We start from the raw sequence: 14233 nt of genomic DNA, 5'->3' as shown, positions 1-14233 counted from the left end.
TTGTATTGGTCCTCTTTTTTTGTTTGCCCAATTGTAAAAATATTTGAACTTCTGTACGATAGGAATAATCATACATAATGAGGAGTGATAATATGCAAAAAGAAAAAATTTCATTTATTGGAACAGGTGTTATGGGTTCGAGTATTATAAAGCATTTACTTAACGCATCTTATGAGGTTACGGTTTTCACTAGAACGAAAACAAAGGCTGAACCGCTAGTAGCATTAGGAGCGAAATGGGCGGATAACGTTGCGGAAGCTATTGAACAAGCTGACATTATTTTCACCATGATTGGCATGCCATCCGATGTGGAGGAGGTGTATTTATCCGATCAAGGTATATTTGCAAATAGCCGTCCTTCTCAGGTCGTAGTGGATATGACCACTTCAAGCCCTGAGCTGGCTATTGCTATTGCAGGAAAGGCTGCTTCTTTACATATGGAGGCACTAGATGCACCTGTATCTGGTGGGGATATTGGGGCTAAGAATGGAACACTCTCTATCATGTGTGGTGGTCAAAAAGAATTATTTGAAAAGTTATTACCGATTTTATCTGTTTTCGGTAAACAAATTGTCTATCAAGGACAAGCGGGAGCTGGACAACACGCTAAAATGTGCAACCAAATTACTGTCGCTGGAAATATGATTGGGGCATGTGAAGCGATTGCTTATGCTATGGAGTCGGGACTTGATCCGGATACTATGTTACAATCCGTCACTTCGGGTGCAGCAAATTCCTTTAGTTTATCTGATCTCGGGCCCCGAATTATTAACCAAAATTATGAACCAGGTTTTTATGTAAAACATTTTGTGAAGGATCTAAATATAGCCTTACAAGAAACAGAAAGACTGAATCTACAATTGCCAGGATTACAACTTGCTCGTGATATGTATGCTGACTTACTAGCTAAGGGCTATGGAGACAAAGGAACACAAGTCCTGATTAAAAAATATATAAAGTAAAAACTACGTAAATCCTAAAGACTCTTTATGTATGTCGTGTAAAGAAACCATAATAATAAACCCGTTATACAATAAATAATAATTTATCGCTAATGATCTGTTGAGTGTTAAATACACATACTTTCTCACTTATTGCACATGCTCTTTACTATAGTATGTACGAAAAGGAGGGAGTTATGATGTGGGATATTTGGTTATGGCCTATGGTGTTTGTATCAGCCGTTATGTTGGGGATCGGGTTAGCTGGAGTACGGAAAACGAGTCGTTCATTTCAGTTAAATGAAAAAAATCGTATCCCGGATGTTGCAGCGGAGCATCCATATGCTATGAACCCATTACTATGGATTATCGTGGTCGCATCAGTTTTTATCTTTATCATCATCTTTTATTATTGGGCCTCTTTCTTATAAAGAAAGAGGTTTTTTGTTTTGTGAATCCGCTTTCTTTTAAGGTGAGAAATGGCTTTTTGTGGTATGATGGAAAAGAAGCAGTGAACGGACTTTTAGGTAAATGTATTTAGATGAAGAACAGAAGGAGCGATCACCTATGGTTTCCATAAACAATAAAGATTTTCTTACTGCGCCTATCATAGATCGAATTATTTCTTCGGAAAAAGTTGCCCACGTGCAAATAGGAAATAACGCAGAGCATGCACTACTTGTTTTGACCAAGACTGGCTATTCTGCAATCCCTGTACTGGATAATCAGTATCATTTAAAAGGCCTTCTTGGAATTGGGATGATTACGGATTCTATATTAGGTATGGAGCGTATTGAATATGAGAGATTAGAAGATATCAAAGTAGATGAAATTATGGATACAAATCTGCCAACGATCCGTGTAAATGACCGTTTTCAACGCGCAGTAGATCTATTGATTAATCATCCGTTTTTATGTGTCACTGAAGAAGATGGAACATTTGCGGGCATAATTACAAGACGTGTAATTATGAAAGAATTTAAAAAATATATTTACAACGTATAACGTATACTGAAGTGGGGTAAATAAAGCACTGAAATAGTGATCATAGTAATATGTTAAAGGGCTCCGATAAAGGAGTCTTTTTCTAATAGAAGGAGTTGAAATAGCTGTGCGTAAAGAAACAAATCGGCCCTTTGTGCTTGCTGCTGTTATGCTCGCTATGTTTGTAGGGGCAGTGGAAGCGACAATTGTCACCACTGCAATGCCGACAATAGCTTCTGAATTAGGTGGATTTTCACGATATAGTTGGATATTCTCGTCTTATTTATTAATGAGCACCGTGACGGTTTTAATTTACGGAAAATTAGCAGATTTATTTGGTCGAAAGCCGATTTTTTTTATGGGCTTGACGATTTTTTTAATCGGTTCCGTACTTTGTGGGTTTGCTGTCTCTATGGAGCAATTAATATTCTATCGTCTCATACAAGGTTTAGGGGCGGGAGCTGTCATGCCAATTGCGACTACGATCATTGGGGATATTTATTCCACGGAAGAACGTGCGAAAATACAGGGCTATTTATCGAGTGTCTGGGGCATTTCTGCAGTTTCAGGTCCTGTAATTGGTGGATTGATTGTACAGTACGTTAGCTGGCAATACATATTTTGGGTGAACGTGCCACTTGGACTCCTTTCAATGGCTGTTATTTACTTCTTTTTACATGAACCAAAAGAAACGCAGAAAGCTTCTGTCGATTACAAAGGTGCTTTTTTCCTGACATCTGCATTGGCAACCATTTTAATCTGGCTAGTAGAAGGAGGCCGAGGATTCGGTCGACTTTCTGCTATCGGAATAGCATTGATCATTCTTTCAGGCATTTCATTTTGGTTATTTTTCAGACAAGAAAAGCTGGCAAAAGATCCACTAATCTCTTTTAGCATTTGGAAAAATCCCGTTATCTTATATGCGAATCTTGTTTCGTTGACTACTGGTGTTATTTTAATAGGGGTTTCTTCTTATTTACCTACTTATGTATCCGGAGTTATGGAGCAACCAGCAATCATCGCAGGTTTCACTTTAACTGCTATGTCCATTGGCTGGCCTTTAGCATCCTCCATGGCAGGGCATTTACTCATACGCTTCGGCCCATTTCTCGTATCGTTTGCCGGTGGTGTGTCCCTAGTGATTGGCACGACGATGTTTGTCTTTATGAACGCAACTCTAGGACCCGTATGGGCAGGTTGTTCAAGCTTCTTCATCGGTGTAGGAATGGGGTTAACCAATACATCCTTCATTGTTACGATTCAAGGAGCTGTGCCGCGCGTACAAAGAGGCTCAGCTACTGCAGCGAATATGTTTATGAAGAATTTTGGCAATACGATTGGTGCTTCAGTGTTTGGTGCCATATTGAACGGTACACTCATTACCTATTTTGCGAAAGAAAAATTGCCCTACACGATTGATGACGTGAATACATTGTTAACCAAAGACGGTCGTTCGATGCTAAACCCGCAAGAGCTAGTCAGTTTACAAAATGGTTTAGACAGTTCCTTACACTGGGTGTACATAGCGATTGTCGTATTTGCAGTCATCAGTTTATTATTAATATTACGAATTCCACGAGGGAAGGTGCAGGACCATGTCAACAATTGAACTGGATATAATTAAAGCGTTGGCTGAAGAGGGGAATATGCGTAAAGCATCAGAGCGCCTTCATTTGTCGCAACCTGCTTTGTCACAACGCCTTCAGACGATTGAAAAAGAATGGGGCATGCAGTTGTTCATCCGTTCACAAAAAGGTCTTGAACCAACGCCTGCAGGTGAACACGTGATCAGCTATGCGAAAGAATCTTTGGCTAAGAAAGACGAGACGATGGAATTGATCGCCTCACTTGAAGATAAAGTACACGGAACACTGAAGATTGCTTGTGCCTCTATTATTGGTCAGACTTGGTTGCCACAAGTATTGAAAGACTATGTAGCACTATATCCTGATGCCAAGATTTCCTTAATGACGGGATGGAGCTCGGAAATCTCCAAAGCTTTGTACGAAGGGGAAGCACATATTGGTATAGTTAGAGGGCAAACAGATTGGAAAAGTAATCGAGTCTATTTATTCCGTGATCAGCTGTATCTAGTAGATTCCGAAATCTCAACAATTGATGAATTAAAAGATACGAACCGTCACTTTATTCAGTATAAAAGTGATTCAAACTATTACATGGAAATTCAGCGCTGGTGGAATAAGCACTTCAATCAAAATCCAAGCCGGCAGATTGTAGTGGATCAGATTGAAATGTGTAAGCAACTCGCGTTAAAAGGTATCGGTTATGCCATACTGCCTTCCATCACATTGTCAGGTGACGAGAAAGTCAATCTGATTCCGCTACTCAATAGCGAAGAAGAGTTTGAGTTGACACGTGATACCTGGTTGATCGGATATGGTTCGACATTCGAATTGAAGCAAGTGAAGGCATTTGTAGAGATCGTACAGGAGTATGCGGAGTTATTAAGAAAAGATCAATAAAAAAAGCTTCCATTCATCGTGGAAGTTCTTCAAATAAAGACAAACTCTAGTAGTAATAGAGTTTGTCTTTATTAATTTACTCTTATTAAAGATTTATAATTAGTGAATGTCTACCAATGACTGCTGTGCCACTACTATTTATGGTGTTCTCGCAGACTCTATAAGTGATTTGTTGTTCCTTGCCCAGTAGAAAGCAAGAATAAAGCAAAGTAGCAGAATGATCGTGCCAACTATATAGGGTGATTCCCTATTCATATCGAATATATATCCGGCTGTGGCAGGACCAATCATGTTTCCTAGACTCATATAGGCATTCATCATGCCGGCTGCGTAGCCCTGTTCTTTCCCGGCAAGTTTAGAGACTAACGTGTTGACTGCTGGTCGCAATAACGAAGTGGCGGTTGAGAAGATTGTTGCCACCAAAAGAATAGTGAAGAATGTATTGACGAATAAAATACCTAACATCGCGAAAGCCGCTAGCACTAAATTAATGAGAATGACACGCATTTCACCGAAACGTTTAAACAAACGATCGATAACAAACGTCTGGATGATGACGCCGACAAATCCGCCAACCGTAATGATGATTGCGATTTGAGAAGGTGAGTAATTGTATTTTTGATCTACATATAACGAGATCGTTGATTGGAAATTAGCTAATCCAAATGAAAATACAAACATGACAACTAGCATAATAAAATAGGATGTTTGTGTAGATCTACGCATTTGCTGGAAGATATTTTCATTCGTTGTGGCTCCTTGCAAGACGGGCTTAGGATTAGGAAGAAGCAATAAGGACACAACCGCTGCTACAATGGATGCCGATGCGGCAAAGTAGAAAGGGAAGTATAAGCTGATTTTTGATAAAAAACCACCGATGCCAGGACCTATCATAAAGCCTAACGACATCGAAGCGCCAAGTAATCCCATACCGCGACCACGATTTTTAGGAGATGTTATATCTGCCACAAATGCCATGGTAGGTGGAACAATAAAGGCGGCACCGAAACCGGAAAAGAATCGTGAGAGATAGAGCATCCATAGTTCAGTTGATAAACTGAAAGCTAATTGAGAAAGTCCGTAAACAACCAGTCCGAAAATAATAATGCTTTTTCTGCCGTATTTATCGGAAAGATTTCCTGAAATAGGAGAGAAAATAAATTGTGCAAAAGAAAACATGGCGATCAATAGTCCGAGTGCACGTCCTGCAACTCCAAAAGTACCTAAGAATTCAGGCATAATAGGGATGATCAAGCCTACACCAGCCATGGCGATGAACATATTGAACATGAGAATATACATTGCGATATTTATAGGTGTTTTGTTCATTCGGTAGCTCGCTTTCCAAAACTTTTTACTAATCTTATCACAAATAAATCTGCAATGTTTGTATGAGGGTTGCTATAGCGTCTTATGAGGAAAATAGATGTGAAAAAACGACCCCTTTTAGTAGGAGTCGTTGATAAAATTAATCTTCTTTTTTCATTTCATCTAGTACACGATTCACTCGTTTTTCAAGCATTTTCATACCGCTGCCGCCCGCTTGGAAGTGGCGTAACTGACCATCTTTATCAAAGACATAGTACGCAGGGACATATTGGTTTTCAAATGCATCATTTAACTTCAATTCGCTATCAACGAAGATCGGTTGTGTAATATCATGCTCAGCTGCTACGTTCTTGATTTGTTCAAGATCGACATCATCTTCTGAACGAGGCATGTGTACAGCCACAACATTCAGTTCATCTTTGTACTTATCCCTGAAGTTGTTTACATCCGGCATCGCTTCTTTGCACATATGACAACTTACGGACCAAAAGTGTATAAGTGTCGGTTTTTCTCCAACGAGTTCCGATTTAGAAGTTTCACCATTCAACCAAGTAGTAGCACCTTGAAATTCAGGCATTTGTTCACGTAATTTCATCAAGAATTCCTCCTAGCTAAGTGGGTATATATATTATGTGATAAAAAAATCCCCACGATTAGTGTAACGCGTGGGGATGGTTGTCCAAAAATTAAAGAGTTTCTTGACCTGGACGCCAGTTCGCTGGGCAAAGACCGCCAGTTTGTAGTGCTTGTAGTACACGAAGAGTTTCGTCCACGTCACGACCGATATTGTTATGGAATACTGTCTGGTACTGAAGTTCGCCTTCAGGATTGATGATGTAAAGGCCGCGCAATGCAATTCCTTCTTCTTCGATCAATACACCGTATTCGCGTGAAACGGAATGGTTAGTGTCTGCTGCTAGTGGGTATTTTAGTTGTTCAAGACCATTGTCTTTACGATCAGTGTTAATCCAAGCAAGGTGAGTGTGGATAGTATCAGTAGAAACACCGATTACTTCTGCATCCAAGTCTTCGAACTCATCGTAACGATCCGACATTGCAGTGATTTCTGTTGGACATACAAAAGTGAAGTCCATTGGATAGAAGAAAAGAACTGTCCATTTGTCGTTTTTCATGTTTTCTTGTAAACTAACTTTACCAAAAGATTTGTCAGCTAGTACTGCCTCCATTGTAAAATCTGGAGCTTGTTTACCTACCATACGTTCGGCCATTATATAAAACCTCCAATTAGTCTTTTGTACAACGACATGACTGTGTTGCACAATTCTTACCTAGAATAACAAAGTTCCGAGTTGAATTCAATTAGAATGACTCGAAGGTAATAATAGTTATTATAAAGAACACTTAACCTAATATATATATTTAGGATCTGAGTATCTGATTACTCAAAGTCTTGTTTACAGTCAGAAGGTTTTACTGGGCGTGTTTGGCATGTTTTACAATTCGGATCGCAAATCATTTCTCGCCATTCATCGCAATCTTTACAGTAACGCGCGTCAAATTCATCGCTATAATGTAATGGTTCCATGCAATCTACGCAATGAGAAGCCATCTCTTTCCATGTTCGGATTTTCTTATTGTTTACTAGAAAAATTCCTTCTAGATGATTTTCTTTTGTTGCGGGCTCGACTTTTCGATTCCGCTTGGCATCAGAGTCCAGATAAAAAAATAAATGGTCTTCCAACTGAATCCCTCCTCAATATATGGTTTCATTCTACTATGTCATCTGCGAAAAAACAATTTTCATGACTATTTTCCTGTAGGCTGTTTTCGTATTCGACATTTAATATATGGTTGATTTCACTATCAATTTGTGTATAATAAGTAAGTTTACAACTATTGATATAGCACAAGAAATAATACGTTATGCAAGGAGGAAACCTATTGACTACTGAACCGATTATTCGTTTTGAGAATGTTACAAAACGCTACAATGAATCTACAACTGTCCTTGATCGTGTTTCATTTGAAATGGAACGCGGTAAGTTTTATACATTACTTGGACCTTCAGGATGTGGGAAAACGACTATTTTACGTTTGATCGCTGGTTTTACGGAGGCGACAGATGGATCGATCTTCTTTAATGGAAAGAAGATCAATTCGGTACCCGCAAATGAACGTCAAGTGAACACGGTATTTCAAGACTATGCATTATTTCCTCATTTAAATGTGTATGAAAATGTTGCATTCGGTTTACGCATAAGAAAAGTGAAAAAGAATGAAGTGGACCGCCGAGTAAAAGAAGCGTTGAAGTTCGTCAATCTGGAAGGGTACGAATCCCGTGAAATTACTGAAATGTCGGGTGGACAGCGTCAGCGCGTTGCGATTGCCAGGGCGATTATTAATGATCCAGAAGTGATTTTACTAGACGAACCATTGTCCGCACTTGATTTAAAACTGCGTTCTGAAATGCAATATGAACTGAGGGAGCTCCAGCAGCGTCTTGGTAAAACATTTGTTTTTGTTACACATGATCAAGAAGAAGCACTTGCGATGTCAGATGAAATTTTCGTCATGAATAATGGAGAGATTCAACAGTCGGGGACGCCGATTGATATTTACGATGAGCCGATTAACCGTTTCGTGGCAGACTTTATTGGAGAGTCCAATATAGTTTCAGGAAGAATTATTGAAGATTATTTAGTGGAATTCACAGGCAAACAATTTCCATGTGTAGATGGCGGATTCTATCCTAATGAAAAAGTGGATATCGTCATTCGTCCTGAAGATTTGGAAATGACAACTGTTGAAAAAGGAAGGTTAAGCGTCACTGTAGATACGCAATTATTCCGGGGAGTGCATTATGAACTTTCCACGTATGACTCTGATGGTAATGAGTGGCTAGTTCATTCAACAAAACCAGCAGACGTAGGGACATTAATCGGTTTGGATTTTGAACCGGCAGACATTCATGTAATGCGTCTAAATGAATCGGAAGCCGACTTTGATGCACGTCTGGAATCGTTTGGAGTGGCGGAAGATGAGGAGTAAAAACCCGTTACGTTTTATATATGCCACACCGTATGCAGCCTGGTTATTATTATTTGTGCTGGCACCGATTGCTGTCATCGTGTATTATTCGTTCTTCGATTTATCGGGCCATTTAACGCTGGCTAACTACCGCAATTTCTTTACGTCGATTTATTTCAAATTAACACTGAGCTCATTTTGGTATGCTTTTCTCATAACCTTTTTTGCTTTATTAATATCATATCCAACAGCCTACTTCTTAACAAAAACGAAGCATAAGCAGTTATGGTTGTTACTCATTATCATACCATCGTGGATTAATCTATTGTTAAAGACGTATGCATTTATTGGATTGATGGGTATTTATGGCCCGATAAATGGCTTTTTAGAAGCTGTTGGTATAGGCAACCAGCAAATACTATTTACCGATTTTAGTTTCGTGTTTGTCTCTGTGTATATATTTATTCCATTTATGATCTTGCCGATCTTTAACTCCTTGGATAAAATCAATCCTACTTTACTCGATGCCTCGAAAGATTTAGGAGCGAATGCATGGGTGACATTTAAACGAGTGATTTGGCCGATGACTACTGATGGTGTGAAATCAGGTATACAAGTCGTGTTTATTCCGGCACTATCCTTATTTATGGTTACCCGTTTAATTGCAGGTAATAAAGTAATGACACTGGGTACCGCGATCGAGCAACAATTCCTCGTTACACAAAACTGGGGAATGGGTTCTACGATAGCTGTGTTTCTAATTATCTTCATGTTCTTAATTATGATACTGACATCTGGTAAAAAAGGGGGCATCATTAAATGAAGAAACTGGGGATCTTGCCGAGAACTTATTTGGCAGCAGTCTTTGTGATTTTATATGCTCCTATTTTTTATCTCATATATTACTCCTTCAATTCAGGAGGCGGGATGTCGCATTTTGAATCCTTCACATTGGAACATTATCAAGCGGTATTTCAAGATACCCGACTGTTAATTATTGTCTTGAATACGGTGATTATTGCATTATTATCCGCACTACTATCTACTACAATTGGCGTAATTGGTGCGCTTGCCATTTATTTTATGAAAAACAAATCTGCACGCCAGACGGTATTGTCACTGAATAATATATTGATTGTTAGTCCGGATGTCATTATCGGTGCATCATTCTTAATCTTGTTCACACTGATCGGTGTGAAGTTGGGCTTTGCTTCGGTACTCATTTCTCATATCGCTTTTAGTATACCGATCGTCGTCATCATGGTGCTGCCGAAGTTGTTAGAAATGAGTACTACATTAATAGATGCCGCACTGGACTTGGGTGCTTCACGTAAAGATGTCCTGACGCGTGTCATTTTACCTTATATTAAACCGGGTATTTTCGCAGGTTTCTTTCTTGCATTGACCTATTCATTGGATGACTTTGCCGTGACTTTTTTCGTGACAGGAAATGGGTTCTCTACATTATCCGTAGAAATTTACTCTATGGCCCGCACAGGAATCACTTTGACAATCAATGCATTATCAGGATTGATATTCTTAATTACAATGGTCCTAGTGCTTGGTTATTATATAATCGGAAATAAAGCAAAATCACCTCAGGGGGTGAAGAAATGAGAGCGTTAATTAGCAGTGCGTTTGTAATTATACTCGTTTCGGGTCTCCTGTTGTTCACTAATTATCAGCTCGAGCATAAGACGGGGCGCGTAGGAAAAGATACGATTACGGTATATAACTGGGGCGAATATATAGACCCGGATCTTCTAAAACAATTTGAAGAAGAAGAAGGCATCAAAGTGATTTATGAAACATTTGATTCGAATGAAGGCATGATGGGGAAAATCGAACAAGGGGGAACTGCTTACGATGTGACAGTCCCGTCTGAATATGCGGTACAGATGATGGAAGAGAAGGATCTCTTACTGCCACTAGATTTCTCAAAAATTCCGAACGTTACACATATCGACCCATACTTCATGAATTTGCCGTTTGATCCAGACAATAAATATTCGATTCCTTACTTCTGGGGAACTGTTGGGATTGCATATAATGCATCCTTATTAGAAGGTCAGACGTTTGAGAGCTGGGAAAGTTTATGGGATGCTTCATTGCGGCAGAAGCTTATTTTAGTAGATAGTGCGCGTGAAGTAATCGGAGTATCATTGAATTCACTAGGTTACTCATTGAATTCTACTAGTTTGCAGGAACTAAAAGAGGCGACAGACAAGCTAGAAACGATGGGTCCGAACGTTAAAGCAGTTATAGGTGATGAAGTCACGCAACTAATGATTAATAATGAAGCGTCCGTAGCGCTCACATGGTCTGGCCAAGCAGCGGATATGATATCTGAGAACGACGATATCAATTATATTGTGCCGGAAGAAGGTTCGAATTTATGGTTTGATAATATTGTCATCCCAAGAACATCTACGAATGTCGAAGGAGCCTATAAATTTATTAATTTCATGTTGGATCCTAAAGTGGCAGCACAAAACGCGGAATATGTGGGTTATTCCACACCGAATACTGCAGCACTGCCATTTATGGATGAAGAAATTACAGAGGATGAACGATTTTATCCTGATGAAAAGGCGAGAGAGAACTTCGAAGTGTATGAAAATTTAGGATTAGAAACACTTGGAGTGTATAATGAGTTATTCCTGAAATTTAAAATGGGATTGCGATAAGACATGTAACTATTCGCAATAGCGAGGAGTAATGAGATGAAAAAGGAATTTGTAGTAATTGGCTTAGGTCGTTTTGGCGGTAGTATCGTTAAGGAACTGATTGAACTGGAAGCAGACGTTATGGCGATTGATAAGTCGCAAGAACGCGTGGAGGAATTTGCGAATATTGCTACACAGGCTGTAGCTGTCGATACGACCGATGAAGCAGCATTACGTTCACTAGGTATACGGAATTTCGAACATGTGGTTATCGCAATCGGAGAAAACATTCAAGCGAGTATCTTGACTACGTTGATATTGAAGGAAATTGGTGTGCAGCGTATTACAGTGAAAGCGCAAAATGACTATCATGAAAAAGTGTTGCGAAAGATCGGAGCGGATCAAGTCGTTCACCCTGAGCGGGATATGGGGAAGCGAATTGCAAATAATTTGGTTTCGAATAATATTCTGGATTATCTAGAATTATCCGATGAATACTCCATCGTGGAGATTCAAGCGAATAATCACATCGCAGGCTCTTCGCTGATCGATTTGGACATTCGTGCCAAGTACGGTGTGAATATTGTAGCGATCAAGCGTGGAACGCATATACTAGTCTCTCCACAGGCGATTGAACAGATAGAGGTTAATGACGTGTTGATTGTAATTGGTTCAGATTTGGATATTCATCGATTTGAACGGAAGGCATTGCATTAAACGTGCGGAGTGGGAGAGAGCTGTAGTATCGATATAGACCACTTAAATTATGTTGGATCATAAAAAACAAAAAACTGAAGGCGTGCTCCTAGTTTATAGGAGTTGCCTTCAGTCTGGAGCAAGTGCTAAACTGCACTTGCTTTTTTTTATGCGTTTTTTAGAGTTCCATGATGACGGGAAGGATCATCGGTTTACGCTTCGTTTTCTCATATAAATATGGAACGAGTGTATCGATGATGTCGCCCTTCAAGTTGTTGATGGAATCAGGTTTGGCAGCTAGTTTGCGCTGTAATGTTTTGGAAAGCATATATTGTGCTTCGTTGATCATGGCACCTGATTCACGCATATAGACAAATCCTCGTGAGATAAGATCAGGACCGGATACTAAGCGGTTCTTTTTCGTGTCGATTGTTGCGACAACGATGACCAGACCATCTTCTGAAAGAATTCGTCTGTCGCGTAGTACGACGTTGCCAATATCACCGATGCCGCTTCCGTCGATGTAAACATCGCCCGAAGGTACACGTCCAGCAAGTCTAGCTGTCGAGTCAGTAAGTGCGAGTACGTCACCGTTACCCATGATGAAAATATTGTCAGGCTCGACATCGCAGTCTATTGCAAGTTGAGAGTGCATATTCATCATACGGTATTCACCGTGGATTGGCATGAAGTATTTAGGTTTGATTAAACGTAACATAAGCTTTTGCTCTTCTTGTGACCCGTGACCGGATGTGTGGATGTTGTTTAATGGGCCGTGAATAACTTCCGCACCTGCACGGAACAAGGAGTTAATCGCTTTGTTGACGCTAAGTGTATTACCTGGAATGGGTGATGATGAGAAGATAACAGTATCTCCAGGTTGGATTTGAACTTGTCTATGTGTACCGTTTGCGATACGTGATAATGCAGCCATCGGTTCACCTTGGCTACCCGTACACAAAATCATCACTTTATTAGCAGGAAGCCGGTTGAGTGATTGAGCATCCACGAATAAATCTTTCGGAGCATCAATGTAACCGAGTTCGCGGCCGATGGTAATCGCATTATCCATACTACGACCGAAGACGGCTATTTTGCGACCGAAAATCTGTGCTGATTCAATCACCTGTTGCAATCTATGGATATTTGAAGCGAATGTAGCAAAAATAATCCGACCATCTACTGTACGGAAAATATCATTCAGGCTTTCTCCCACTTTACGTTCAGACATTGTGAAGTTAGGTACTTCTGCATTGGTACTGTCTGATAACAAACAAAGTACACCCTCACTGCCGATTTTAGCCATCTTATGCAAGTTAGCAGGTTCACCGACAGGCGTAAAGTCGAACTTAAAGTCTCCAGTATGAACAATATTACCGGATGGAGTTTTAACTACTACGCCGAATGCGTCAGGAATACTGTGCGTAGTTCTGAAGAATGATACTGCAGTTTTACGGAATTTAATAAAATCATCTTCTTCAATTTCATGAATTTCCGTAGTGCGTAACAATCCGTGTTCTTCCAACTTATTGCGAAGTAATCCAATTGCTAGTTTACCGCCATAGACAGGAACATTTACTTTGCGTAATAGATAAGGAATTCCGCCGATATGGTCTTCGTGACCGTGTGTGATGAAAAGACCTTTAATCTTATCGATATTACGTTCAAGGTATGTGTAATCTGGAATTACATAGTCAATGCCTAGCAATTCATCTTCTGGAAATTTGATTCCGGCATCAATAATGATGATTTCATCTTGGAATTGTACACAATACGTATTTTTACCGATTTCACCTAGTCCGCCTAGGGCGAAAACGGCTGTTTCATTGTTTTTAATAGATTTCATTGATTAGACCTGCTCAACGTGAAAGTCTGGGGAGGCTTGTTCATATGTTAAGTGCTCGCCTTCCAGCTTTTGTACGTATTCAATCATCAGATCGCGACCTTTTAATTGATCACGGACTTCTTTTTCTGTTTCAGCTTCTACATACAAGCTGAGTGTGTTCTCGCGGACTGGAACTTCATGTACGTTTAAATGGTAATATACTTTGAAAATCATGTTTAACTCTCCTTTTTACGTTCCTAATAATACATATCATCAATAATAGCATGCAATTTCCCTAAAATAAAGAAAAGCCCACCAATT

General features: G+C 39.7%; 16 protein-coding genes. 10 read left to right on the top strand and 6 right to left on the bottom strand.

Annotated features, from left to right (window positions below):
- Positions 1–92 precede the first annotated feature (92 nt).
- The 5 genes from CSV72_RS08280 to CSV72_RS08260 all read left to right on the top strand — a co-directional run bounded on the left by CSV72_RS08280 (position 93) and on the right by CSV72_RS08260 (position 4408).
- A complete protein-coding gene (locus CSV72_RS08280) occupies positions 93–962 on the top strand; it encodes an NAD(P)-dependent oxidoreductase (protein WP_099677946.1) in 870 nt (289 codons plus the stop codon).
- Between the two features lie 179 nt (positions 963–1141).
- Complete coding sequence (locus CSV72_RS08275; protein WP_099677945.1) at positions 1142–1372, top strand: hypothetical protein; 231 nt, start codon at positions 1142–1144, stop codon at positions 1370–1372.
- A gap of 136 nt (positions 1373–1508) precedes the next feature.
- Entirely contained in the window at positions 1509–1946 is a 438-nt protein-coding gene (gene cbpB / locus CSV72_RS08270) for a cyclic-di-AMP-binding protein CbpB (RefSeq protein ID WP_099633041.1), read from the top strand.
- A 148-nt stretch (positions 1947–2094) separates the two neighbouring features.
- Positions 2095–3534, top strand: coding sequence for an MDR family MFS transporter (locus tag CSV72_RS08265; protein WP_199170075.1), 1440 nt, complete (start codon positions 2095–2097; stop codon positions 3532–3534).
- Positions 3521–4408: a transcriptional regulator CcpC gene (locus CSV72_RS08260; RefSeq protein WP_099633043.1), complete on the top strand. Its 888-nt coding sequence runs from the start codon at positions 3521–3523 to the stop codon at positions 4406–4408. Before CSV72_RS08265 ends, CSV72_RS08260 begins: the two co-directional genes overlap by 14 nt.
- A gap of 138 nt (positions 4409–4546) precedes the next feature.
- Here the strand turns inward: CSV72_RS08260 and CSV72_RS08255 are convergent, their stop codons facing one another.
- The 4 genes from CSV72_RS08255 to CSV72_RS08240 all read right to left on the bottom strand — a co-directional run bounded on the left by CSV72_RS08255 (position 4547) and on the right by CSV72_RS08240 (position 7439).
- A complete protein-coding gene (locus tag CSV72_RS08255) occupies positions 4547–5737 on the bottom strand; it encodes an MFS transporter (protein ID WP_099677943.1) in 1191 nt (396 codons plus the stop codon).
- 139 nt (positions 5738–5876) lie between these two features.
- On the bottom strand, positions 5877–6332 hold the full coding sequence (locus CSV72_RS08250; protein WP_099677942.1) for a TlpA family protein disulfide reductase: 456 nt from the start codon (positions 6330–6332) through the stop codon (positions 5877–5879).
- Positions 6333–6423: 91 nt separating this feature from the next.
- Positions 6424–6966, bottom strand: a complete 543-nt coding sequence (locus CSV72_RS08245) for a peroxiredoxin (RefSeq protein WP_099677941.1) — start codon at positions 6964–6966, stop codon at positions 6424–6426.
- A 170-nt stretch (positions 6967–7136) separates the two neighbouring features.
- Entirely contained in the window at positions 7137–7439 is a 303-nt protein-coding gene (locus CSV72_RS08240; protein ID WP_099633047.1) for a hypothetical protein, read from the bottom strand.
- 200 nt (positions 7440–7639) lie between these two features.
- On the opposite strand from CSV72_RS08240, the gene CSV72_RS08235 reads away from it, so the two are divergent.
- The 5 genes from CSV72_RS08235 to CSV72_RS08215 are packed head-to-tail and all read left to right on the top strand — an operon-like array spanning position 7640 to position 12108.
- Entirely contained in the window at positions 7640–8746 is a 1107-nt protein-coding gene (locus CSV72_RS08235) for an ABC transporter ATP-binding protein (protein ID WP_099633048.1), read from the top strand.
- Complete coding sequence (locus CSV72_RS08230; protein ID WP_099633049.1) at positions 8736–9548, top strand: ABC transporter permease; 813 nt, start codon at positions 8736–8738, stop codon at positions 9546–9548. The genes CSV72_RS08235 and CSV72_RS08230 overlap by 11 nt, the downstream gene beginning before the upstream one ends.
- Entirely contained in the window at positions 9545–10342 is a 798-nt protein-coding gene (locus CSV72_RS08225; protein WP_099677940.1) for an ABC transporter permease, read from the top strand. Before CSV72_RS08230 ends, CSV72_RS08225 begins: the two co-directional genes overlap by 4 nt.
- Positions 10339–11412: an ABC transporter substrate-binding protein gene (locus CSV72_RS08220; protein ID WP_099677939.1), complete on the top strand. Its 1074-nt coding sequence runs from the start codon at positions 10339–10341 to the stop codon at positions 11410–11412. Before CSV72_RS08225 ends, CSV72_RS08220 begins: the two co-directional genes overlap by 4 nt.
- Before the next feature lie 36 nt (positions 11413–11448).
- Positions 11449–12108: a potassium channel family protein gene (locus tag CSV72_RS08215; RefSeq protein ID WP_085428510.1), complete on the top strand. Its 660-nt coding sequence runs from the start codon at positions 11449–11451 to the stop codon at positions 12106–12108.
- Positions 12109–12265: 157 nt separating this feature from the next.
- Here CSV72_RS08215 and rnjA read toward each other — a convergent pair whose 3' ends face one another.
- Both rnjA and CSV72_RS08205 read right to left on the bottom strand, forming a co-directional pair.
- Complete coding sequence (rnjA, locus tag CSV72_RS08210) at positions 12266–13933, bottom strand: ribonuclease J1 (protein ID WP_029052430.1); 1668 nt, start codon at positions 13931–13933, stop codon at positions 12266–12268.
- Between the two features lie 3 nt (positions 13934–13936).
- Complete coding sequence (locus tag CSV72_RS08205) at positions 13937–14146, bottom strand: DNA-dependent RNA polymerase subunit epsilon (protein WP_099633052.1); 210 nt, start codon at positions 14144–14146, stop codon at positions 13937–13939.
- Between the last annotated feature and the right edge of the window lie 87 nt (positions 14147–14233).

Source organism: Sporosarcina sp. P20a, from assembly GCF_002743175.1.
In the GTDB taxonomy this organism is placed as follows: Bacteria; Bacillota; Bacilli; order Bacillales_A; family Planococcaceae; genus Sporosarcina.
This window is presented reverse-complemented; position numbering and strand designations above follow the sequence as displayed.